The organism is Mycobacterium sp. E342, assembly GCF_001667665.1.
Lineage (GTDB): Bacteria > Actinomycetota > Actinomycetes > Mycobacteriales > Mycobacteriaceae > Mycobacterium.
This window is the reverse complement of sequence record NZ_LZJM01000070.1, coordinates 74897-96857: the sequence shown is the minus strand read 5'-3', so window position 1 is coordinate 96857 and position 21961 is coordinate 74897. Positions and strand designations below refer to the sequence as shown.

Below are 21961 nucleotides of genomic sequence, written 5' to 3'. Positions count from 1 at the left end.
GTCGACTCTAGATCGGTTCGCCCGGCTGCCCGCTGACGCGTTCGAGCACCCGCAGCGACCCGGTGGCCGAAACCTCGCGGAACTGACCGGAATCGATTGCGCGACAGTAGATGTAGTACGGCGGTCGGCCGCCGTCCCTGGGGTCCGGGAAGACGTCGTGGATGGCCAGTCCACCGCCGACCGTCACCCACTTGGCCCACCCGTCGAAGTCCTGGTTGGCGGCGGTCTCGCTGTGGCCGCCGTCGATGAACAAGAAGCGCAGCGGCGACCGCCAGCCGGAGGCCACGACCGGCGACTTGCCCACTATGGCAACGACGTGGTCGGCAAGCCCTGCGGCATCGAGCGTGCGGCGGAACGTCGGCAGCGTGTCGAACAGCCCCGTGACCTCGTCGACCAGTGAGGCGTCGTGGTACTCCCAGCCGGGCTGATGTTCCTCCGAGCCGTGGTGGTGGTCGATCGTGTACAGCACGCCGCCCGTCTGCTGGGCCGCCGCACCCAGCAACAGGGTGGATTTGCCGCAGTACGTGCCGATCTCGACGCCCACGCCGCCGTCGAGATATCGCACGGCGGCGTCGTAGAGAGCGCGGCCCTCGTCGGCGGGCAGGAAACCCCGCACCTGCTCGGCCAACGCAAACAAGCGCTCGGGTGCGCTCGCATCGACGTGACTCATCAGATGAACCTATCGTTTCCGGCGATAGCGTCGGCGCGGTGGTTGTGGTGGCGATCAGGTGTGGTCACAAAACGTAAGTCCAGCGGCCGGGGCGGGACCGCTTTACCATCATGCTGTGCGCCGCCCCTCGCCCGTTCGTAGCTGTGTTGCTGGTGTCCTCGCCGCGGTCCTGGCCGTGGGCGGGCTGGTATTGCCCGCCGCGGTGCCGTCGTCCGGCATCCCGAGCGCCGCGGCGGCCAGCTGCCCCCCGGTGCAGGTGGTGTTCGCCCGCGGCCGAATGGAATCGCCCGGACCGGGAACGCTGGGCAACGCGTTCATCTCCGCGCTGCGATCCAAGGTCAACAAGAACATCGGCGTGTATGCCGTCAATTACCCGGCCGACACCGAGGTCGCTCAGGGTGCCAACGACATGAGCCGCCATGTCCAGGACATGATCACCAACTGCCCCAACACCCGGCTGGTGCTGGGCGGTTACTCGCTGGGGGCGGCCGTCACCGACGTCGTGCTCGCGGCGCCCATCGGTGCGTTCGGATTCGACAGCCCCTTGCCGCCGGGTGCCGATCAGCACATCGCGGCTGTGGCGTTGTTCGGCAACGGAAGCCAGTGGGTGGGGCCGATCACCAACTTCAGCCCGATCTACAACGACCGGACCATCGAGCTGTGCCACGGCGCCGACCCGATCTGCAACCCGGCCGACCCGAACACCTGGAAAGCGAACTGGCCGCAACACCTTGCCGGTGCCTACATCGATGCCGGCATGGCCAACCAGGCCGCCGACTTCGTCGCCGGCAAGCTCTGAGCGACGGCGGCGTGGTCGAACTGCTCAACCGGCCAGGCGATACACGGTGAACGCAATCCCGCCGGCGATCAGAAACCAGCCGAAAGCCGCCTGCAAGTTCCTGGCACTCATCCGCTGAGCCCACAGGGCGGTTACCGCGCCGGACGGCGCCGCACCGAGAGTGAGCGCCGCGGCCACCGACCAATCGATATGTCCCAGTGCCCAATGCGTAGCGGCGGTTGGGATGACGAGCACGCTGATCACCGCCAGGCTTGTCCCCGCGGCCTGGGGCATCGTCAATCCGAAGAAGAGCAGGAACATCGGAACGAGAAGAAAACCCCCACCGTTCGCCAGCAAGCCGGTGAAGAGGCCGGCCGCCGCAGACACGGCCACCAACAGGATGCGATTCTTCCGTCGCGCCTCCCCAACTCGACGATCCCGGTCGGACGCCGGACGCAAGACCCTGACCCCGACGGCAACCAGAACCACACCGGAGGCGATCAGCAACGGGTCGCCACCGACCAGAGGCGAGAGCAGTGCACCCACCACGGTGGCGGGGGCTGCGCCGAGCAACGACCACAACGCCGCCCGGGGGCGAACATGGCGCTCACGCAGGTAAGGCCAGCCGGCGGTCAGAGCCGTCGTCAGTGTTGCCGGAAGCGGCGTAGCCACCGCCATCAACGCGGGCAGCCCGAGCAGCGACAGCAACGGCGTGGCCAGAGATGAACCACCGACGCCGAAGACACCGCTGAGCGCGCCCAGCACCGCACCCACCACCACAAATTCCGGCCGGGGTGCCACTGCTAAGCCCCTAAGCTTTGAGGCGACGAATCGGCCTGGGACATCCGCCGTTTCACCTAGCGCGGGCGGAGTTGTGGTCTAGTACGCGGTAAGCGACGAGCTTGAGCCGGTCATTGAACAGAAACCACACCACGGAGTAGCCCCAGACGAGGCCGGCCCACCGCCATCCGAGCGGCGTCATGGCCACGCCGTAGACGGCAATCAGGGTGGCGATGGTTTGAGCGGTGATGACCGCCCCCACCATCAGCGGGGCTGGCGCCGGCCGCATCCAGAACGGGCCGCGGGAGCGGGTCAAGAATATGGTCAGCTGTCCGGCGACCGACAGTTTCAGATAGATCATGGTGCGGATGACGTCGTGGCTGAGGCCGAACACCCTGTCGGCGAGGAAGAACAGCGTGAAGGTCGCGACGACGCCGATGACACCCAGCACGGTGGCGATGGTCAGCACGGCGCGCATGTCCCACTTGACGGGCCTGGGTGAGCCACGCACGTGGTCGTAAGCGATCGACAGGATCGCGCCGTCATTGAGCAGCGCCAGGAACACGATCATCGCGGCGGTGACCGGGAAGAAGTTCATGAACACCACCGCCAGGGTGATCAGCAGCAGCACCCGAATGGTCTCGGCGATGCGGTAGGTCGCATAGCTGGTCAACCGGGCGAAGATCTCGCGGGCCAGACCGATCGCGCGTACGATCACCGACAATCCGGGCGCCAGCAGTACCACGTCGGCGGCCGCGCGGGCCGCTTCGGTGGACCCGGACACCGCGATGCCCGCGTCGGCCTGCTTGAGCGCAGGAGCGTCGTTGACGCCGTCGCCGGTCATTCCGACGATGTGCCCGCGGGCCTGCAATAGCCGCACGATGTAGTACTTGTGCTCGGGAAACACCTGCGCGAACCCGTCGGTAGCTTCCACCTGGGCGCCCAGCTCGTCGTCAGCGGCGCCGTCGAGGATGGCGGCATCGAGGATCTGGTCGCCCAGGCCGACCTGGCGAGCGATCTCGCGGCCGATGGCGACCTGATCACCGGTGACCATCTTGACGTCGACGCCGAGTTCCCGTGCGGCGGAGATAGTCGCCGCGGAGTCCTCGCGGGGCGGGTCCGCCAAAGCCAACACACCCATCAGCCGCCAGGCGTCGTCGGCCGTCTTCGCCACGCCGAGTGCCCGGTACCCGTGGCCGGCGAACCGTTCGACCACGCCTTCGACCTCGGCGGACGCGCCATCACCGCCACAGAGGGCGGCGATGACCTGTGGGGCGCCCTTGCTGACCCGGAAGGTCTTGCCCCCTGCGTCGTGCACCAGCGCCTCGGTGCGTTTGCTGACCGGATCGAACGGAACGAACTGGTCCACGCGCTCCGCCGGTGGTTGTCCGGCGGCCGCCAGCACCGCCAGATCGATGACGTCGTTGTCTTCGGCACGCGAGGCCAGCGCGGCGGCCTCGAGCAGTTCGTCGTCGCTGACGGCGGTGGCGGTCCAGCGCGCAGCGAGCGCCAGGCGGTTTTGGGTCAGAGTGCCGGTCTTATCTGAGCACAGCAGGTCTATGCCGCCGAGCTCCTCGACCGCGGGCAGATGGCTGACCACGGCCTCGTGACGCGCGAGCTGGCGCGCACCGATGGCCATGGTCACCGACAGCACCGCCGGCAGCGCCACCGGGATCGAGGCGATCGTGACGACTAGGGCGAACTCCAGGGTTTGCAGCACCGGGTTGCTCCGAACCAGCGAGACCGCGACCGTCAGGGTGACCAGGGCGAGCGCGATCACGATCAGGTAGTTGGCGATGCGCAGCACCGCGCGCTGGAAGTGGCTGACCGTGCCCGCACTTTCGACCAGTGCGGTGGTCTTGCCCATGTACGACGATGCGCCGGTAGCACAGACCAGCGCGTCGGCCTCCCCACGCACCAGCACCGACCCGGAAAACACGTCGTCGCCCCGCCCGCGACTGACGGCCAGCGACTCGCCGGTCAGCGCGGACTGGTCCACCTCGAGGGTGGCGTCGTCGAGCACCCGCAGGTCGGCGGGAACCACGTCGCCGAGGCGCACCCGGACCACGTCGCCGGGAACCAACTCGCGCACCGCCACTGTCATCCACGCGCCGTCGCGCAGCACCCGCGCGGAGGTCGCCAGCCGCTGTTTGAGCGCCGCGATCGCGTTTGCCGCCTGGTGCTCCTCGAAATACGCCACCAACCCGTTCATCGCCAGCAGCACCCCGATGATCGCCGCGTCGGTCCAGTGCCGGGCGGCCAGCGACAACGCCAGCGCAACTTCGATCATCCACGGGATCGGTGCCCAGAAATATCCGAGAAAATCCAACACCGGATTGCGGTGCCGCTCGGCAATCTCGTTGGGTCCGTATTGTTCGAGCCGCTGTTGCGCCTCACCTGAGGTCAAGCCCGTTGTGGCGCCGCTCAATTCGTCGGCTTGCGTCAACTCTGCCTCCCCGCATGCGGCAATGTTCACGGTCCACGCTGACACGGCCACTGGGCGCGAAGTAGGGCCGAACGGCCCCAACGCCTTCCAGCGCGGCGGCGCGGAGACCCACCGCGATCGCGGCGCCCCGAGCCTTGGGGGTAGTCGGGCAACGCCGGGGTGGCGCGAATGCCACGATGATGATTGGATACCGCTTCTCCCCGTCCGCAATTCGAGAAATCGCGGCGAGGCCGCGAACTTTGGTTGGTCGCTGCGTCCGGAGGTTTAGCCGCCCTTCGGAACGGCGCTGGAGTCACCCGGGTGTTGTCACTGCCTCATTAACCTGCTGTGGGCATGAGTAACCGGTGCCGCCGCTTTTGCGCAATTTGCGCGAGGAAATGTTCAGGCCGGGGTGTTGGTGCTCGAGTAAACCTTGAAATCGCGGATGAGTGGAACGACCTCGCCGCCCGGAAACGCAGCGCGCTCCCGGGCGCGGAAGGCGGGGTGACGGCGCATCGCGTCACGTCGTTCGCGCTCGTAACGCTGAGCCGCGGTCCATAACGGATGGGACTGAAGGAAAATAACCGTCGCTCCCGTTGTATTGGCCACGATCGTTAACTCCTCTCAGTACAACCCGCAATAGCTACACCCGGTGGTTATCGGCTTGTGATCTCAGAATGCCCGGCCGATCCTGAGACCAAACCACCCGTGAAGTTGAGAATCAGCCATGAATTTCGACTAATCCTTCAACCGCCGCAGTACCGCCGTCCGTGCTGGCCCGCCGGATATCCGGAACGTTAGCGGCGGCCACCGACACATTTCTCGTTTCGGCTCCGCACACCGGCGGCTGCTATGGTCCCTTGCGTATGCCCAAGATGGATCGCCGCCGCATGATTTTGACGACCGGAATCGGCGTGCTGGCAGCCGCGCTGCCTGCGCCGCAAGCCCTGGCCCGACCCTCGGGACGGGATTCGCCCGCGGACCGCCCTCCCGCACCCGCGGCGCCCAGCGGCCAAACCGGCACCTACATCTTTCACGACGAGTTCGACGGTCCCGCCGGCTCGGCGCCCGACGCCTCGAAGTGGACCGTGGCCAAGGCCCGCGAGACGATCAAGGACCCGACGTACTGGGAGCAGCCCGACCACATCGGGCAGTACCGCGACGACCGCCGCAACGTCTTCCTCGACGGCAACTCCACCCTCGTCCTGCGTGCCGCCAAGGACGGCCCGACCTACTACAGCGGCAAGGTGCAAAGCCTTTGGCGCGGCGGGGTCGGCCATACCTGGGAAGCCCGCATCAAGCTCAACTGCCTGACCGCCGGCGCCTGGCCGGCCTACTGGCTCGGTAATGAGGACCAGGGCGAGATCGACGTCATGGAGTGGTACGGCAACGGCAGCTGGCCCTCGGCCACCACGGTCCACGCCAAGGCCAACGGCGGTGAGTGGAAGACGCACAACATCGCTATGGACAGCGCCTGGCACACCTGGCGCACCCAGTGGGACGAGGCCGGAATCCGTTTCTGGAAGGACTACGCCGACGGGGCCCAGCCGTACTTCGACGTGCCGGCCAGCTCGCTGCCTGACTGGCCGTTCAACGGCCCGGGCTACACGGTCTATCCGGTGTTCAACCTGGCCGTGGCCGGGTCCGGCGGCGGCGACCCGGGTCCCGGGACCTACCCGGCGGACATGCTCGTCGACTGGATTCGCGTCTGGTAAGCCGGCTCAACGGGTAAGCAGGGCCACCGCGCTCCACGCTCTGCCGCCCGGGTGACGCGGATCCGGCTGGGGCAGCCAGGCCAGCGGACGCATCCACAGCGGCAGGCGGTGAAACCGGTGGGCGGCCGCATATAGCGCCTCCACCTCGACGGTGCGCCAGCCCAAATCTTCGAAATACGCCAACCCGTTCTCGGGTGCGCACTTGAACGGCGCGTTTTGCAACATGCCCGCCATTTTCTTGTTCAGCATCTTCTTCAGGCCCGGCCCGGCGAAGTCGAGCATCCACCAGGCGACCTCGGGCCGCGTAATGGCCGCCGACAGCGCCGCGACGTCACCGTCTCCGAGAGACATCAACAGGCCCTCGGTCAGCAGCAGCGGGCTGGTGGTGCCGCGCAGGGCCTCGTCGAGGAAGGCATCGAGCGCGGCGGGGTCGGCCAGATCGACAGCGACACGGGTCAGCCGGCACCGCGGCACCTCGTCGGCGAGCAGCTGCGTCTTCTCCCCGAGCAACTTCGGCAGATCCGCCTCCACCCACGTGAGATCGGCCGGGAGGTCCAGCCGGTAGGGCCGGGTGTCCAAACGGGCCGCCAGGTTCAGCACCCGGTCGCAGCCGTCGGCGATGGCTTGCGCGATGGCGTCGTCGATGAGTTTGGTCCGCGCGACGAGCCACCAGCCATTTCGGGTCGACCGCGGGACCTTGGCGACGATTTCGCGACCGTGTTCTCCGGCCAACCGGTCGGCGAGCGGGTCATTGAAGAGTGAATCGGGCCGGGCGGATTCGGTTGCCCGGTGCAACGCGGTCCACCGTGTCGCCGTAAACCCGAAACGCTCCCGTCGCCGCAGACCTGCCTAATAGCAAACTCAGGTAGTTCAGCGTGCCTGACGATTCTCGGGTCGATCAGCGTGGCCTAGCTCGCCGCGTTCTCGGGTTCGCTGACTCCACCGCGAAGCCAGGGCGTCGCAGATGGTGCGTTGCTCGGTTTCATTCTGGTGGTGAATCAGGAGTCCTTCGATGGTGAAGATGCCGATCATTACTTCGGCTTCCACGGTCGCGGTCGAGACCCCGGCGCTTTCCAGTTCGTGGCGGAACAGGCTGCCAGTGATCAGATGGAAGTTGTGATGCCATTCGGCCAGGGCCGGTGAGTGCTCGATGCGGGCATGAACCGTCGTCACCAGGCGGCTCATCGCTGTGAGTTGACGCACCACCCAAAGCAGACGAGCCGCAATCGGCTCGCCAGCCACGTCCTGGTACTGCGGCCATACGTCGGCCACGACCGCCGTGAGAACTGCAAGCAGAACGTCGTCCTTGTCTCCGAAGTACCAGTAGATGGTGTTGGGTGCGACTCCAGCTTCCTTGGCCAGGCGGCTTATTGGGGTGGCGTCATAGCCAGCGTCGATGAACAGCCGTTGCGCCGCGGCAACGATTTCCGCACGCTTCTCGTCGGCGGCTTGCGGGCGCTTGTTCCGCGCCATCAGTCCTCCCGATTGCCGTCTAGGTCGCACTCTGTTGAATGCCGTTCAAGAGGTTGCTAAGTTTGTTGAACAGCATTCAAGATACGCGATGGAGGCCACGACCATGAACCAACCACTCAGCTACGTCCGACAAGATGTGACCTTTATGTCCGAGGGCACACCTTGCGCGGCGTGGCTCTACCGGCCCGAAGGTGTCGAGAACCCGCCCATCGTCGTACTAGCTCACGGGTTCGCCGCCTTCCGCGAACTGCGCCTGGACGCCTACGCCGCACGATTCGCCCAGGCCGGCTACGCCGCCTTGGTGTTCGACTACCGGCACTGGGGTGCCAGTGGTGGACAACCGCGCCGCATCCTTGACATCGCCAAACAGCACGCTGACTGGCGGGCCGCCATCGCCTACGTCCGCAGCGTGGACAATGTCGACACAACCCGCGTGGTGGCCTGGGGTTCCTCCTTCGGCGGCGGTCACGTTCTCAACTTGGCCGCCCGCGACCACGATCTCGCAGCCGCCATCGTCCAGGTGCCCCACGTCACCGGACCCGCATCAGCGTTCTCACAGTCACCCAAACTGGTCGCGCGCCTCTTCGCCGCAGCCCTGTGCGATCAGGTAGGCGTGTGGTTTGGGCGGGCACCGTACCGAGTGAAGTCCGTCGGTAGGCCCGGCGACGTCGCCATGATGACCTCACCCGGCGCGTATGAACTGGTCGAAGCGATGGCCGGGGACAAGCACGAGCAACTTCTCGCCGAGAACAACGATGTCGCCGCCCGCATCGCCCTGCGCGTGCCGCTGTACTCACCGGGGCGCAAGGCCGCAAACATCACCGCGCCGACTCTGGTGCAGCTGGCAAAACGTGACGATGTGACGCCGTACGCGAAAGCCCAGAAGATCGTGACCCGCATCCCCCACGGTGAAGTCCGCTCCTACGACTGCACGCACTTCGAGCCGTACCTGGACCCGCACTTCGACGGGATCGTGACCGACCAGATCGACTTCCTAAATCGCCACGTCCCACTGGTGTGACCCCAACGCCAGGCGGCCTTCGCTCGCCACCTCACCACCGAGGGCTACGAGCTGCGGGGCCGTCCATCGGGCGGTATCGGAAACGTGGGTGATCGTGTGCTCGGGGCTCGACATACGTTGCGTTATAGCAGCGTCGTACCCGGTTTTACTGCCCGGCCTTGCCCCCCGCGAGCCAGGCGCTGGCGACCGCCCGGGTCTGCGGTGGCGGCAGCGCGGCGTTCGGTGCGCCGAGTTGACCGACCTTCACCGTCCACACCGCCGACGAGCGGTCGATGCAGCTCCCGGCGCCCTGGCTGGGCAGCCACAGCACCGCGAGGTTCGCGTGCGGGTCGCCGCAGCCGTAAACGCCGACGTAGCCGTCGGCGCGTCCGCCCCATGCGCCGCCGTTCCGCAGCAGGCAGTGGGTTCCGTCGTCCAGCGTCAGCGCGAACGGGTCCGGCGTCGCGCTCGGCCGCACGGGCGGAAGCGGGCCGCCGTAGCTGACCCGATGCAGGCGCTGCTGCCAGGGATCGTCCACACACAACAGGGATCCGGGCGTCGACGGCCAGCAGGTGCCCGCGCCGGCCGCGCTGGGCGAGCAGTAATAGACATCGTCGGCCACCGCCGACGGCGACGCGGTGCTGCAGTCGTCGACGACGACGACGTTGCCCTCCGGAGGCGACTCCTTATAGCCGTTGATCGGTTGGCCGGCGGGGCCGACGGCCACCGTGGTGATCACCTGCGTCGGCGGCGGATCCGCGATTGCGACACCGGGCTGCGCGGACACGGTCAACGCCACCACCGCGACCGGCACCAGGACGAGTTGTGGCATCACCTTCATGAGTCCACCTCCGAGTCGAGCGGCGTCCCTTTTATGCAGGGTAGAACGCGCGAGTGTGCGGAGGGTACGGTGCGCTAATGACCGGACGAAACCGTCGTTTCCTGCTGCGCGAACGACCTGTCGGACGCATCGGCCCCGGCACATTCGAGCTGACCGAAGAGGCGATCCCCGACCTCGGCGACGGCGAGGCGCTGGTGCGGGTCGACTGGATCTCGCTGGACCCCACGAACCGCATGTGGATCAACGACACCCCGTCCTACCTGCCTCCGGTAGGTATCGGCGAGGTCATGCGAGCGGGCGCCCTCGGCGAGGTCGTCGCGTCGAAGAGTTCCACCTACGCCGTCGGTCAGCAGGTGCAAGGCCTGCTCGGCTGGCAGGAGTACGCGGTGGTCTCGGACACGTCGCTGATCAATCCCGTCCAGGTCGCGCAAGGCATTTCGCCGAGCGCCTACCTGGGCGCGCTGGGGATGACCGGCCTCACCGCGTGGATCGGGATTCGCGATATCGGCAAGCCGCAGCCCGGCGAGACCGTCGTCGTTTCCGCGGCGGCCGGTGCGGTCGGCTCGGTCGCCGGCCAGCTCGCCAAGACCGCGGGGGCGCGTGTCGTCGGCATCGCCGGAGGGCCCGAGAAGTGCGCGCTGCTCACCGACCGCCTGGGCTTCGACGCGGCCGTCGACCACCGCGCCGACGACTGGGCCGCCCAACTGGCCGCGGCGACACCCGACGGCATCGACGTCGACTTCGAGAACGTCGGCGGCGAGCTCATGGACGCGATCTTCGCGCGCCTCAACATCGGCGCCCGCGTCGCGCTCTGCGGCTTGATCTCCGGTTACAACGCGGAGGATCCCCCGCCGGGTCCGCGTGCGTTCGGGAACCTGCTCATCCAGCGTGCCACCCTGCGCGGCTTCATCGTCCTCGACCACTTCGGGCGCGCGGCGGAAGCCATCAGCGAGATCGCCGGCCTGATTGAGGCCGGAAAGCTCACTCCGCTCGAGACGGTCGTCGAGGGGTTCGAGCAGCTGCCGACGGCGATCAACATGCTGTTCGACGGCAAGAACGTCGGCAAGCTGGTGGTCAAGGTCGGCTGATACTCAGCCGAATTCGAGGAGGGCGTAGACCCCGCGGAAGGGCTTTGTCTGCGGGAACGGAACCATGACAATCCGCCGGCCCACACCAGGATGCCGAGCGGCGCGATACGGATTCCCGCCATCACAAGGAACGGGCCGATGTGCCGTCCCATTCGGGCTAGCCCGGCGCGGACGTCGGATCGATGGGAATTGCGATCTCGTTGCGCCGGCGCATCGGCACCGTCCAGGGCGGGTCGTAGAACCAGGCCTCGGGATCGCCGGCCGTTTGAATCCCGCTGTCCTGCAACGCCTTCAGGAGTTCCTTCGTGCGCAAGGCGACCGTCTTAGGGCTGCGGTCACCGCTGAATCGCAGCACCGCGACGGTGGCGGGCGGCACCTCAACGAGGCGGACCTGATCATCGTTGGGTGCGGGAAGGGTTTCCATCGTCCACTTCGCGGGCATGAAGAACCGGATCGTCCAGCCGGTCTCGCCGCCCGCGGACTGGACGACGGGCGCGGTCATCTCGATCTGCTGGCCGCCCCCGCTCGACTGCTGGCTGACGGGGGTCGTCATCGAGATTGATCGTTTGCCCCGGTTGCCGCCGAATATGTAGCCCGCCAACAGCCGGAATCCGACGTCACGAGCGCGATTTTCGTCGGCGTCGACCGTCGTCTCGGCGGCGATCCGCGGACCGTAGCGGCGGATCTCGACGGCGCCCGTCAGTGGCTCGCGCGTGTACGCCGGCTCCTCGGTGCCGACCCGGATGCCGCCCACCGCCAGGACCGATTCGGCCACCTGCTCGGCGAGCTTGATGGGGTTCATCATCGGACCGTTTCCTTTCTCGATTCAAGCAGCGCCAAGGCTGACCAACGGCGTCGCGAACACACACCAGACACCCTGCGAGCGGGTCCGAGATGCGAGCCGCGAGGGGTGACCGTTCATCTGGATTCACCCACCTGTTGCCGGTGGTCCGCAAGTGAGGTTATTCCCCAACAGCGGTGTCGCCCGACTCTTGTCTTTTGGCGCGAACCAGTGGTGACGCAAGCGGTCGGGTGGCGAGTTTTGGGATCGGTAGCCGGTTCTCGCGTCTGTACTTGGCGCAACGACGACGCCAATCCGGCGGCGCCCCACGAAAGGAAGTCAGAAATGAAGATCGTCCCGGCCGGCATTGAAGAGCAGATCAATCGGGTGGACCGGCAGCGCAGCCTATACATCGGCCTCAGCGCCGGCGCGGTCGCGCTGTGGAGCGCCTTCCGCTTGATCTGGGCCCTCTACATCGGGATGACGTTCGGCTGGTTCCTGGGGTCGATGGTGTTCCAGCTCGTGCTGTGGGGCGTGATCGGTGCCGTCGCGGGGATCGCGGCGTTCGGGTTCCTGACTCGCTACGCCAAGGGATCTTGACCCGGGTTCAGCGCAGGCGAAAGTTCCGAACCCTTTGCGGGTTCGGAACTTTCGCGGTTGCGCGCCCGGCTCGAGCCACGCGACTCGTCAGCGCAGTTCTTGGATGCGGATCAGGTTGCCCGCCGGATCGCGGACGGCGCAGTCACGCATTCCGTAGGGCTGGTCCGTCGGCTCCTGGACGATCTCCACGTCGTTGGCCTGCAGATGCTCGAAGGTCCGATCGAGGTCCTTTGTCGCCAAGAGCAACGTGGCGTAGCTGCCCTTGGCCATCATTTCGCCGATGGTGCGGCGCTCGCTTTCGGTGATGCCTGGGTTGGCGGCCGGCGGGTTCAGCACGATCGACGTGTCGGGCTGGTTCGGGGGTCCGACGGTGATCCAGCGCATCTTGCCCTTTCCGACGTCGAGGCGGACTTCGAAGCCGAGGGTGTCGCGGTAGAACGCGAGCGAGGATTCTGGGTCGTCGTGCGGCAGGAAGCTCGAGTGGATCGTGATGTCCATGCGGTCAGGCTAAGCGCGGCCCGCTGACCGATGCTTCTCGATTCCTGATCGGTCTGGTCACCTGTTGGGCCACGCATGGGGGCATGCCGGCCAACGTGTCCTCCGCCTGGCGCCGGTAAGTGCTCGGCGGCACCCCGACCAGTTCGGTGAAACGAGTGCTGAACGTGCCCAACGAGGAGCACCCGACGGCGAAACACACCTCAGTGACGTTGAGGTCACCGCGCCGCAGCAGCGCCATCGCCCGCTCGATGCGCCGCGTCATCAGATAGGAATAGGGCGACTCGCCGTACGCCCGGCGGAACTCGCGGCTCAGGTGGCCGGCGGACATGTGCACGTCACGGGCCAGCCCGTCCACGTCCAGCGGCCGCGCGTGCTCCCGATCGATCCGGTCGCGGACGCGGCGGAGCAATGCGAGGTTCCGCAGCCGCTGCACATCATCGGCTCGTTGACGCACGCGGGCTTCCTACCCGCCGACCAATTCTGGGTGAAACTTGGCCGCCATGCGGCGCAGGCCGTCACGCCAGTCCACCGTCGTGCCGCCGATGAGCTCGTGCATCCGGGAGCTGTCGGTGGGGTTGCCGCGCAGCGCCTGCTCGCTCACCTCGAAGACCGGCTCCTTGCCCACCAGTGAACCGAGGTAGCCGCACCATTCCTGAATGCTGACCGTTTGGTCGCCGCACCAGTTGACCGTGGTCGCCGGTACGGCGGCCACCTCCAGCAACTTGGGAATGGTCGCGATGATGTCGTCCTCGTGAATCGGGTTGTAGCGCGCGGGCGCCCCGGGCGGAACCGGTATCGGGATGCCCGCCAGCATCATCTCCATGTGGTAGAACGGCCACCCGCCGTTGTCCCCGTAGGGAACGTTGAGCCGCGCGATGGTGGTGGGCACTCCAAGGGCCCGCGCCATGGACCGGGCGACCACCTCCCCGGCGATCTTGGAGATGGAGTAGGTGGGGAACAACGGCTTGTGGTTGTCGCCCAGCGCGGCACTCTCGGTGCGGGGCTCGTCGTCGGGCGGGTCATAGACGGCGGCGGACGAGCAATGCAGAAACGCCTTCGCGTCGCGGCAGTGCGCCATGAGCAGGCCCACCGACTCCGCATTGGCCGCGAGGTCGGTGTCCCAGTTCCCGCTCTTGGCCACCGCGAGGTTGAGGACGTACTCGAAATCGTTTGGCAGATCGCTGAACTCACCGGCCGCCAAGTTGACCGTCTGGCAGTGGACGCCCGACTTTTCCAGACCCTCCCGTGCCGCTGGATCGGTGAAGCGGGCGATGCCCCACACCTCGTTGTCGGCCGCGAGTGCCCGCGCAATCGGGGTCGCGATTTGTCCCGTCGGGCCGGTGATCAGGATCTTTGAGCCGCGCATGCGCTGATAGTAGGCGACGTTCGGAGCGGGCCGACGATTTCGGGGTTTTGGGCGGTGTGCTCGCGCGGGTCGGGCCCGCCTGAAAGTGTGGGCAGCACTCTCTCGGCGCCCTTAGACTTGATTCATCGCCCAGCGCAGCTGGTCTCGACGTATCGGCGCTCATCGCTCGCACAGGAGCACACGCACATGGAACCGCTGTCTCATGACCCGGCCGCCGGGGCCATCGGGTTGCAGGTGGTGGAGATCGCCACTCGAGGTTTGGCCTCCGGCGCGGCCGCGTCGGGGCCGGTGACCGCGCTGGTCCCCGCCGGGGCGGACGAGGTCTCGTTGCAGGCCGTGGCGGCCTTCGCCGCGGAGGGCACCGCCATGCTGGCCCTTAACACCGCGGCCCAGGAAGAGGTCGCCCGGACCGGCACGGCGTTCACCGACATCGCCCGGATGTACGCCCAGGTCGACGGGGAGACAGCGGGCACCTTGCACTCGGCCGGCGGCCGAATCGCCGGTGAGACCTTCGTCGGCCCCACCGGCGGCGGTGGACTGATGGGAGCAGCGGCGCCGCTCGCCGTCGGCGGCTCGGCCGCCCGCACGCCCCCGCTGGCCAACCCGGTCGCGGGCGGTCCGGTCGCCGGCCCGACGCCGACGGTGCCGACCGCCTCGCCGACGGTGCCGGGTGCGGCCCCCGCGATGCCCGCCGCGGTCAACGCCGCGTCGACGTTGCTGGGCGCCGGCGCGGCCCCCCTGAGCTCGTTCGGTTCGCTGGCCCAGGGCGCTTCGGCCGGTGGGGCCGCCGGGCCGGGCCTGGCCTCGTCGCTTGCCGGCAATACCGACGAAGGCGCGCGCGACCAGCCGAGCGACCAACAGCCGGGCGGACGCCTGGTCTAGGCGACGACAAGATCAGGGAGTCACAGCCCCGGCTGGTCGTCGATGATGCCGAGCCAGATCTGTGCGACATCGATGGCAACCTTCTCGCTGATGAAGGCGTGCTGCGTGCCGGTGTAGATGTCCCGGAAGGCGCGCTCCAGCCGGCTGCCCTCCCGGATGGACGTGGTGCCGGCGACCAGGTGCGCCCACTCGGCGCAGCTTCTGGCCGCGTCGGTCGCATAAACCGCCGCCACCCGCATGTCCGCGCGCAGGGCGGGGGTCAGCTCCTCCCCCGACGCAACCGCGGCCTCGGCCGTGGTGAACGCGTCGAGCACCAGCAGACGGGCGGCGCGCCAGGCCGCGCGGTGGTGCGCCAGCCCCTTCTGGAAAGTGGGTCGGCTGGCCAGCGACGCCATGTCACTCATTCGGAACTTCGTCGCCGCCAGCTCCTGGACGTCGTCGAGCATGCTTTTCGCCACACCGAGCGCCCAGGACGCGTGACCGGCGGCGGTGACCGGCATCAAGCCCATCCGGGTGGCCGGTGAGGTGCCGCGATGCGGCTGGCGCGTGAACAGCTCGAAGGTCCGGCTCGCCGGCACGAACACCTCCTGGGCGCTGTAGTCGTAGGACCCGGTCCCCTTGAGCCCCTGCACGAACCAGCCGTCGTTGAAGCTGATCTGATCCCGGGGAATCACCGCGACCCGCATCTCGGGGAAGCCCTCACTGATCCAGCGCATTTCGCCGTTGTCCATCGGCAGGAACCCCGCCGCAATGTACTGCGAGTGACCGGTGCCCGAGCCGAAGTTCCACGACCCGCTCACCAGGTAACCGCCATCGACGGCCGCCCCCTGACCGTTGGGAAAGAACTGGCCGCCCATGGTGACGCGGTTGTCGTGCGCCGCGAACACCTCGGCGAAACCCTCCTCGGGCAGGTACGCCGCCGCGGCGAACGACGAGGGCAGGTTGGCGATGCCGATCCAACCGAAAGAGCCATCCTGCCAAGCCATTTCGATCCAGGTCTCGATCATCTCGGTGAACGACGGTTCCACACCTCCGGCCGCCGCCGCGTTGAACGCGGACATCAGCCCGGTTGCCCACATCTCGTCGACGATCGCCGGGGTCAGGGTGCGCATCCGCTCGGATTCGGCGGCCTCGGCGCGCACCAGTTCGCGCATTCCCCGCGCCAGTGACACAACCCGGTCATCGGTGTCGGCTATCGACGTCATTCACCTGTCCCATCGTTGCGACGGCATCAGCGGAAACTGATATCGGTGACCGTATCAACCGCTCAACGTCCACGAACGGAAATGGCGCGCGGCGGAATTCGCGGCTGTCGGCGGTGCGGCGAAACGTCGCCCTACCGTAGAGGTCGTGCGGTGGATTGTGGACGGCATGAATGTGATCGGGAGCCGCCCGGACGGTTGGTGGAAGGACCGCGGCGGCGCCATGGTCGCGCTGGCGGACCGGCTCGACCGATGGGCCGCCGCCCAAGGAGACGACGTGACCGTCGTGTTCGAACGGCCGCCGTCGAGACCCATACCCGCGTCGGTGATCGAGATCGCCTACGCCCCCAGGGCGGCCGCGAACTCGGCTGACGACGAGATCGTCCGCCGGGTCCGAGCCGACCCCCGACCGCACGACATTCGTGTGGTGACGTCCGACAAAGGGCTCAGCGACCGCGTGCTGAGCCTGGGCGCCACGGTCCACCCCGCGGCAAGCTTCCGTGAGCTCATCGACCCGGGGGCCGAACGTTAGCCGCCTTCGGGTCTAGCCTGCCGCGGCCAGCGCCGCGTCGTAGTTCGGCTCCTGGGCGATCTCCGGGACCAGCTCGGTGTAGGCGACCTTGCCGTCGGCGCCGACCACCACGATGGCCCGGGCGAGCAGACCCGCCATCGGTCCGTCGCTGATGGTGACGCCGTAGTCCTCGCCGAAGCTGCTGCGGAACGCCGAAGCCGTCTTGACGTTGTCGATGCCCTCGGCGCCACAGAAGCGGGCGAACGCGAACGGCAGGTCCTTCGACACGCACACCACCGTGGCGCCGCTGGCGGCGGCCCGCTCGTTGAAGGTCCGGACGCTGGTCGCGCACACCGGCGTGTCCACCGACGGGAAGATGTTGAGCACCACGGCTTTACCGCCGAGCTGGTCGCTACTGACCGCCCCCAGGTCGCCGCCCGTCAGGCTGAAGGCCGGTGCCGGGGATCCGACGGCAGGCAGCTCGCCGACGGTGTTGATCGGGTTTCCACGCAACGTTATCTGTGCCATGCCGACAGTCTGCCAAGCCCGTCGCGACGGCCCTGGGTCAGGGTCAGGTCCCATGTCCTAATTAGTGGGATACGCGGCGTAGACGCCATGCCGGGGTGTGCCCAACACTTAACCCATGGCTCGCAAAGTGGTCATCGTCGGCTATCCCGGCGTGCAGGCGCTCGACGTGGTGGGGCCGCACGACGTCTTCACCGGCGCGGCACTGCTCACCGAGGGCGGGTACGACGTCGTGGTGGCCTCGGTCGACGGGCAGGCCGTCACCACCCCGACCGGACTCGCGTTCGTCGCGGCGCCGCTGCCGGAACCCGGCGAGCGCATCGACACGCTGGTGCTGCCCGGCGGCGGTGGTGTCGACGCGGCCCGGTCGAACGTCGAGCTGATCGACTGGATCAAGGCCGTTGCCGCAACCGCCCGTCGCGTGGTCACGGTCTGCACGGGCGCGTTCCTGGCGGCCGAGGCCGGGCTGCTGGACGGGCAGCGGGTTACCACTCACTGGGCCTTCGCCGGGCGGTTGGCCCGCGAATTCCCCGCGATCGACGTTGACGCGGACCCGATTTTCCTCCGTAGTTCAAAGACCGTGTGGACGGCGGCCGGTGTCACGGCCGGGATCGATCTGGCGCTTTCGCTGGTCGAGGACGACCACGGCACCGAAGTCGCGCAGACCGTCGCCCGCTGGCTGGTGCTCTACCTGCGCCGCCCCGGCGGGCAGACGCAGTTCGCGGCGCCGGTGTGGATGCCGCGAGCCAAACGCCAATCGATCCGCGCCGTGCAGGAGGCGATCGAGGCGCAGCCGGGCGGCGAGCACGGCATCGACCAGCTGGCCCGTCGGGCGGCGATGAGCCCGCGTCACTTCACCCGGGTGTTCACCGCCGAGGTCGGCGAGGCGCCCGGCCAGTACGTCGAGCGGATCCGCACGGAAGCCGCGCGCCGGCAGTTGGAGGAGACCGACGACACCGTCGTCACGATCGCCGCCCGATGCGGTTTCGGCACCGCGGAAACCATGCGACGCAACTTCCTTCGCCGGGTCGGTATCCCGCCCGATCAATACCGCAAGGCCTTCGCCTGAAAGTGACGCCTGAATCCGAGAGGACGACACCCATGACCCAGATCGCGATCGTGATCTATCCCGGCTTCACCGCGCTGGACATGATCGGCCCGTACGAATTGCTGCGCAACCTGCCCGACGCTGAAGTGCGGTTCGTCTGGCACCAGCCGGGGCCGATAACCGCGGACTCCGGCGTGCTGGTGCTCGGCGCCACCCACTCGCTGGCCGAAACGTCTTCGCCCGACGTGATTCTCGTTCCGGGTGGCCCGTCCACACCGATGTATGCCCGCGACGAGGCGCTGCTGGATTGGCTGCGCCGGGCGCATCGGAGCGCCCGATGGACGACGTCGGTGTGCACCGGGTCGGTGATCCTGGCGGCGGCCGGCCTGCTCGAGGGCAGGCGCGCCACGTCGCACTGGCTGGCTCTCCCGGCGTTGAAGGCGTTCGGCGCTGTCCCGGTGGGCGACGAGCGAATCGTGCACCAGGACAACGTCGTGACGTGCGCGGGGGTGTCGGCGGGACTTGATATGGCGCTGTGGCTTGCCGGTGAAATCGGTGGCGAAGGCCGCGCCAAGGCGATCCAGTTGGCCATCGAATACGACCCCCACCCGCCGTTCGACTCCGGCCATCTGTCGAAGGCATCGCCGACGACGAAGGCCGCCGCGACCGCGTTGCTGTCCAGGGACAGCGTGAAGCCGGCCAACCTGAAGGCCGCCACCATGCTGGCCTGGGAGCAGGCGTTGGTGGCCGTCCGGTCGCGGCGGTGACGCGCGGACCGCTAGGCCTGGGGCTGCAGGATCTCGGTTGACTCGAGCCGGCCGCCGGCCTGCAGCCAGGCGGCCACCACGCCGGGCGCATCCCGGTTCGGGTTGTAGATGTCCTCTTCGCTGGAGAACAAACCGTCGCCGGCGTAGACCAGCCGGGTCCAGTTCGGGAACCAGAAGGGCTCGCCGTCGGGATCGGTCGGGTGGTCGAGCAGATTCTTGATCATCACGACGACGGCGTCGTTGTCCTCGTCATAGGCAGTCCAGTCGGATGGAAATCGCATGTGCGGGAACGGCGCCATGACGGCGACGATCCAGTCCCGCACGGCCTCACGGCCGTGAAACACCCCGTAGTGATGTTCTGTGTAGACGACATCCTCGCTGAAGAGATCGGCGAAAGGTCGCCAGTCGCCCGAGGCGCTGCACCCCTCCACCACCCGCGTGTAGTTCTCGACGGCTTGCTCGATTTCGGCCCTGGTGAATTTGCCCATGGCGGACACACTAGAACGTGTTCCCGTTACAGGGAGCTCGTCTGAACAAGGGATATCGCATGAACGTCTTGAAGTTGTTCGATCTGCGCGGCAAGCGGGCCCTGATAACGGGCGCATCCAGCGGCATCGGCAAGAAGGTGGCGCAGGCGTATCTGCAAGCGGGGGCTGACGTGGCCGTCGCGGCGCGCCGCCCGGAGGCGTTGGAACAGGTCGCCCGCGAGATCGCCGCGGACGGCGAGGGCAGGGTGGTGCCCATCCCCTGCGACGTGACCCAGCCCGATCAGGTGACCGCGATGCTGGACCGGGTGATCGCGGAGCTGGGCGGGATCGACATCGCCGTCTGCAACGCCGGCATCATCACCGCGACTCCGATGCTGGACATGTCCCCGGAAGAGTTCGAACGCGTCCAAAGCACCAATGTCACAGGCGTTTTCCTCACCGCCCAGGCGGCGGCCAGGGCGATGGTCGGGCAGGGTCTCGGCGGCAGCATCATCACCACGGCCTCGATGTCCGGCCACATCATCAACATCCCCCAGCAGGTGGGTCACTACTGCACGTCGAAAGCGGCGGTGATCCACCTGACCAAGGCCATGGCCGTCGAGTTCGCGCCGTACAACATCCGGGTCAACAGCGTCAGCCCGGGCTACATCCTCACCGAACTCGTGGAACCGCTGACGGAATACCACCGCCAGTGGGAGCCGAAGATACCGCTCGGGCGGATCGGCCGCCCCGAAGAACTCACGGGCCTGTACCTCTATCTGGCCAGCGAGGCTTCCAGCTACATGACCGGCTCCGACATCGTGATCGACGGCGGATACACGTGCCCGTAGGTCAGGCGACTCGGATGCGCCGGCCGAAGCGGGTTCGCACAGGTCACCCCTCCAACTCCCCGGAGATCCCGCGTTCGATGCCGGCTTGTGTAGTGGCCGGCAAGACGATGAGGCCGTCGAGTTCCCGGCGCGCCAAGTCGTACGCGCGCCCGCGTTCCTGCGGTGTCGCCGCGGGATCCGACGCCACCCGTAGCAGGTTCTGAGCCCGCGCGATCCGCTGCTGGTCGGCTCCGGAGAAGTCACTGCGACGCCTGCGCATCGCTTCCGTCTCGGCGGCGGTGAAGGCCGTCACGTAATCCTCGACGGCCTGCCGGTATTGCGCGGTGGCGTCGCGGTCCTCGAGCAGATCTTCGGCTTTGACGGGGCGCAGGAAGTCGGCCCGCAGCTTGGCTTTGTGGAAGGCGACCGTGAGCGGATCGCGCATGTCCGTCATGAGCGGGAAGTCGAGGAGCTTGGCGACGTCGAGCTCGTACCCGAGCCATCGCGCGTCGGTGCGGCTGTGCTCGTCGAGGACGCGACGCAGCGACCGCCACCGTGCGACGTGATCGTCGCCGGCCCGCGGTGTCCCGGCCCGCGGTGTTTCGGCGTGGTCCGCACGCGGCGGTGGCTCCGCCTGTCGGCGGTTGGCCCCGAACGCGCGCACCGCCGCGACGGTCGCACCCGCCAGGGGCAGGATAACGATCAACAGCTCCGCCAACCGGATGAGCACACCCACACGGCCAGGATGCCACCCCGGAGCCATCCGGCACGGGCTCGCGAGCCCCTCCGTTGGTGGTACGCGGTCATCTCGGCACCGCACCGATGCCGGCGTGGCAGGCTGGCCGGTGTGAGCATGGCCGACGCGGCACGCATAGCCTTCCAAGTCAGCCTCTTCGTGGTGATCCTCGGTTACGGGTTGACCGCGCGGTTCGCCGACGTCGCCTACGTGTTGCGCCTGCCGGATCTGTTGGCCCGCTCATTGCTGGCCGTGCTGGTTGCCGCGCCGGTCATTGCCGGCGTGCTGGTGGGGGTGCTGGACCTGCGCCCCCAGGTCGCCATCGCGCTTGTCACCCTGGCGATTTCACCGTTGCCGCCGCTGCTGCCGCGGCGGGGCGAGAAGGCGGGCGGGCGCGCTCAATACGGGCTCGGTCTCGTCTTGGTGCTCGCCGTTCTCGCGGTTCCGGTGATCTCGGTGGCCGCGCCGCTGATCGGGCGGGTGTTCGGCCGCCAGTATGTCGCAAGCCCCTGGGCGATCGCGGAACTGATGCTGATGTCGGTGGTGGCGCCGCTCGTCGCGGGAATGGCGATCCGGACGCGCTGGCCGGCGGTCGCGGCGCGCATCGAGGGACCGATCGACCACGTGCAGCGGTGGGCGCTGCCGGTGGCCATGGTCATTCTCGTGATCGCCGCCGCGCCGAGCATGTGGAAGCTCCTGGGCGAATCGACTCTGGTGGCGATGGTGTTGTTCGCGGGCGGCACGGTCGTCGTCGGGCACGTGCTCGGCGGCCCCGAACGGGAGTCAGCGGCGGTGCTGGCATTCGCCAGCAGCTGCCGGCACCCCGCGACGGCGTTGACGATCGCATCGGCGAACTTTCCCAACGCCGACGAACACGGGGCCGTCGCGCTCTACGGGCTGATCACCGCCGCGGTGGGTGCGGTCTACGCGTTTTGGCTGCGACGGCGCGCGGTCACGCCCCCCACCTGACGGGCGGGG

The 21961-nt window shown here is 67.8% G+C and carries 26 protein-coding genes; 11 read left to right on the top strand and 15 right to left on the bottom strand.

All coding sequences use genetic code 11. From position 1 onward, the window contains the following. Positions 1–7: 7 nt before the first annotated feature. On the bottom strand, positions 8–670 hold the full coding sequence (locus A5692_RS03820; protein ID WP_068052285.1) for a class I SAM-dependent methyltransferase: 663 nt from the start codon (positions 668–670) through the stop codon (positions 8–10). Positions 671–785: 115 nt separating this feature from the next. Between A5692_RS03820 and A5692_RS03815 the strand changes: the two genes are divergently transcribed. Next, entirely contained in the window at positions 786–1469 is a 684-nt protein-coding gene (locus tag A5692_RS03815; protein ID WP_369830257.1) for a cutinase family protein, read from the top strand. Between the two features lie 24 nt (positions 1470–1493). Here A5692_RS03815 and A5692_RS03810 read toward each other — a convergent pair whose 3' ends face one another. From A5692_RS03810 to A5692_RS29690, 3 genes are all read right to left on the bottom strand, one after another. Continuing rightward, a complete protein-coding gene (locus tag A5692_RS03810) occupies positions 1494–2249 on the bottom strand; it encodes a sulfite exporter TauE/SafE family protein (protein ID WP_068052280.1) in 756 nt (251 codons plus the stop codon). A 52-nt stretch (positions 2250–2301) separates the two neighbouring features. Next, complete coding sequence (locus A5692_RS03805; RefSeq protein WP_231984170.1) at positions 2302–4674, bottom strand: plasma-membrane proton-efflux P-type ATPase; 2373 nt, start codon at positions 4672–4674, stop codon at positions 2302–2304. Positions 4675–5055: 381 nt separating this feature from the next. After that, entirely contained in the window at positions 5056–5262 is a 207-nt protein-coding gene (locus tag A5692_RS29690; RefSeq protein ID WP_156765913.1) for a hypothetical protein, read from the bottom strand. A gap of 257 nt (positions 5263–5519) precedes the next feature. On the opposite strand from A5692_RS29690, the gene A5692_RS03800 reads away from it, so the two are divergent. Then, positions 5520–6368 carry a family 16 glycosylhydrolase gene (locus A5692_RS03800; protein WP_068052277.1) on the top strand — a complete coding sequence of 283 codons (849 nt, stop codon included), beginning with the start codon at positions 5520–5522 and terminating at the stop codon, positions 6366–6368. 6 nt (positions 6369–6374) lie between these two features. Here A5692_RS03800 and A5692_RS03795 read toward each other — a convergent pair whose 3' ends face one another. Further along, positions 6375–7163 carry an SAM-dependent methyltransferase gene (locus tag A5692_RS03795; RefSeq protein ID WP_082962341.1) on the bottom strand — a complete coding sequence of 263 codons (789 nt, stop codon included), beginning with the start codon at positions 7161–7163 and terminating at the stop codon, positions 6375–6377. A 75-nt stretch (positions 7164–7238) separates the two neighbouring features. Next, entirely contained in the window at positions 7239–7841 is a 603-nt protein-coding gene (locus A5692_RS03790) for a TetR/AcrR family transcriptional regulator (RefSeq protein ID WP_082962340.1), read from the bottom strand. Positions 7842–7944: 103 nt separating this feature from the next. On the opposite strand from A5692_RS03790, the gene A5692_RS03785 reads away from it, so the two are divergent. Further along, positions 7945–8862 carry an alpha/beta hydrolase gene (locus A5692_RS03785; RefSeq protein ID WP_068052368.1) on the top strand — a complete coding sequence of 306 codons (918 nt, stop codon included), beginning with the start codon at positions 7945–7947 and terminating at the stop codon, positions 8860–8862. A 145-nt stretch (positions 8863–9007) separates the two neighbouring features. Here A5692_RS03785 and A5692_RS03780 read toward each other — a convergent pair whose 3' ends face one another. Then, positions 9008–9682 (bottom strand): hypothetical protein, encoded by a 675-nt coding sequence (locus tag A5692_RS03780; RefSeq protein ID WP_068052272.1) that lies wholly within the window; start codon positions 9680–9682, stop codon positions 9008–9010. Between the two features lie 77 nt (positions 9683–9759). On the opposite strand from A5692_RS03780, the gene A5692_RS03775 reads away from it, so the two are divergent. After that, on the top strand, positions 9760–10770 hold the full coding sequence (locus A5692_RS03775) for an NADP-dependent oxidoreductase (protein WP_068052268.1): 1011 nt from the start codon (positions 9760–9762) through the stop codon (positions 10768–10770). 157 nt (positions 10771–10927) lie between these two features. Here A5692_RS03775 and A5692_RS03770 read toward each other — a convergent pair whose 3' ends face one another. After that, complete coding sequence (locus A5692_RS03770) at positions 10928–11575, bottom strand: heme-binding protein (protein WP_068052263.1); 648 nt, start codon at positions 11573–11575, stop codon at positions 10928–10930. 321 nt (positions 11576–11896) lie between these two features. On the opposite strand from A5692_RS03770, the gene A5692_RS03765 reads away from it, so the two are divergent. Beyond that, the gene (locus A5692_RS03765; protein WP_067926656.1) at positions 11897–12151 is read left to right on the top strand and encodes a hypothetical protein; all 255 of its coding nucleotides are present in this window, start codon (positions 11897–11899) and stop codon (positions 12149–12151) included. A gap of 87 nt (positions 12152–12238) precedes the next feature. Here the strand turns inward: A5692_RS03765 and A5692_RS03760 are convergent, their stop codons facing one another. Genes A5692_RS03760 through A5692_RS03750 form a run of 3 tightly spaced genes read right to left on the bottom strand, consistent with a single transcriptional unit; the run spans position 12239 to position 14015 of the window. Further along, on the bottom strand, positions 12239–12649 hold the full coding sequence (locus tag A5692_RS03760; protein WP_068052262.1) for a VOC family protein: 411 nt from the start codon (positions 12647–12649) through the stop codon (positions 12239–12241). A 4-nt stretch (positions 12650–12653) separates the two neighbouring features. Continuing rightward, the gene (locus A5692_RS03755) at positions 12654–13103 is read right to left on the bottom strand and encodes a helix-turn-helix transcriptional regulator (protein WP_068052259.1); all 450 of its coding nucleotides are present in this window, start codon (positions 13101–13103) and stop codon (positions 12654–12656) included. Positions 13104–13112: 9 nt separating this feature from the next. Further along, positions 13113–14015, bottom strand: a complete 903-nt coding sequence (locus A5692_RS03750) for an NAD(P)-dependent oxidoreductase (RefSeq protein WP_068052257.1) — start codon at positions 14013–14015, stop codon at positions 13113–13115. A gap of 186 nt (positions 14016–14201) precedes the next feature. Here A5692_RS03750 and A5692_RS30325 point away from each other — a divergent pair, with 186 nt between their 5' ends. After that, complete coding sequence (locus A5692_RS30325) at positions 14202–14897, top strand: PE family protein (RefSeq protein WP_068052254.1); 696 nt, start codon at positions 14202–14204, stop codon at positions 14895–14897. Positions 14898–14917: 20 nt separating this feature from the next. On the opposite strand, the gene A5692_RS03740 is transcribed toward A5692_RS30325, so the two are convergent. Beyond that, a complete protein-coding gene (locus A5692_RS03740; protein ID WP_068052251.1) occupies positions 14918–16102 on the bottom strand; it encodes an acyl-CoA dehydrogenase family protein in 1185 nt (394 codons plus the stop codon). 145 nt (positions 16103–16247) lie between these two features. Between A5692_RS03740 and A5692_RS03735 the strand changes: the two genes are divergently transcribed. Further along, complete coding sequence (locus A5692_RS03735) at positions 16248–16631, top strand: NYN domain-containing protein (RefSeq protein ID WP_068052248.1); 384 nt, start codon at positions 16248–16250, stop codon at positions 16629–16631. A gap of 12 nt (positions 16632–16643) precedes the next feature. On the opposite strand, the gene tpx is transcribed toward A5692_RS03735, so the two are convergent. Then, positions 16644–17138 carry a thiol peroxidase gene (tpx, locus tag A5692_RS03730; protein WP_068052245.1) on the bottom strand — a complete coding sequence of 165 codons (495 nt, stop codon included), beginning with the start codon at positions 17136–17138 and terminating at the stop codon, positions 16644–16646. A gap of 115 nt (positions 17139–17253) precedes the next feature. On the opposite strand from tpx, the gene A5692_RS03725 reads away from it, so the two are divergent. Next, on the top strand, positions 17254–18204 hold the full coding sequence (locus tag A5692_RS03725) for a GlxA family transcriptional regulator (RefSeq protein ID WP_068052238.1): 951 nt from the start codon (positions 17254–17256) through the stop codon (positions 18202–18204). Further along, on the top strand, positions 18114–18950 hold the full coding sequence (locus A5692_RS03720; RefSeq protein WP_369830256.1) for a DJ-1/PfpI family protein: 837 nt from the start codon (positions 18114–18116) through the stop codon (positions 18948–18950). The genes A5692_RS03725 and A5692_RS03720 overlap by 91 nt, the downstream gene beginning before the upstream one ends. 11 nt (positions 18951–18961) lie before the next feature. Here A5692_RS03720 and A5692_RS03715 read toward each other — a convergent pair whose 3' ends face one another. Further along, positions 18962–19438, bottom strand: a complete 477-nt coding sequence (locus A5692_RS03715; protein WP_068052225.1) for a nuclear transport factor 2 family protein — start codon at positions 19436–19438, stop codon at positions 18962–18964. A 59-nt stretch (positions 19439–19497) separates the two neighbouring features. On the opposite strand from A5692_RS03715, the gene A5692_RS03710 reads away from it, so the two are divergent. Continuing rightward, positions 19498–20268, top strand: a complete 771-nt coding sequence (locus A5692_RS03710) for an SDR family oxidoreductase (RefSeq protein WP_068052220.1) — start codon at positions 19498–19500, stop codon at positions 20266–20268. Between the two features lie 43 nt (positions 20269–20311). Here A5692_RS03710 and A5692_RS03705 read toward each other — a convergent pair whose 3' ends face one another. After that, entirely contained in the window at positions 20312–20983 is a 672-nt protein-coding gene (locus A5692_RS03705) for a hypothetical protein (RefSeq protein WP_068052218.1), read from the bottom strand. A gap of 117 nt (positions 20984–21100) precedes the next feature. Between A5692_RS03705 and A5692_RS03700 the strand changes: the two genes are divergently transcribed. Next, positions 21101–21952 (top strand): bile acid:sodium symporter family protein, encoded by an 852-nt coding sequence (locus tag A5692_RS03700; RefSeq protein WP_231984175.1) that lies wholly within the window; start codon positions 21101–21103, stop codon positions 21950–21952. Positions 21953–21961 lie beyond the last annotated feature (9 nt).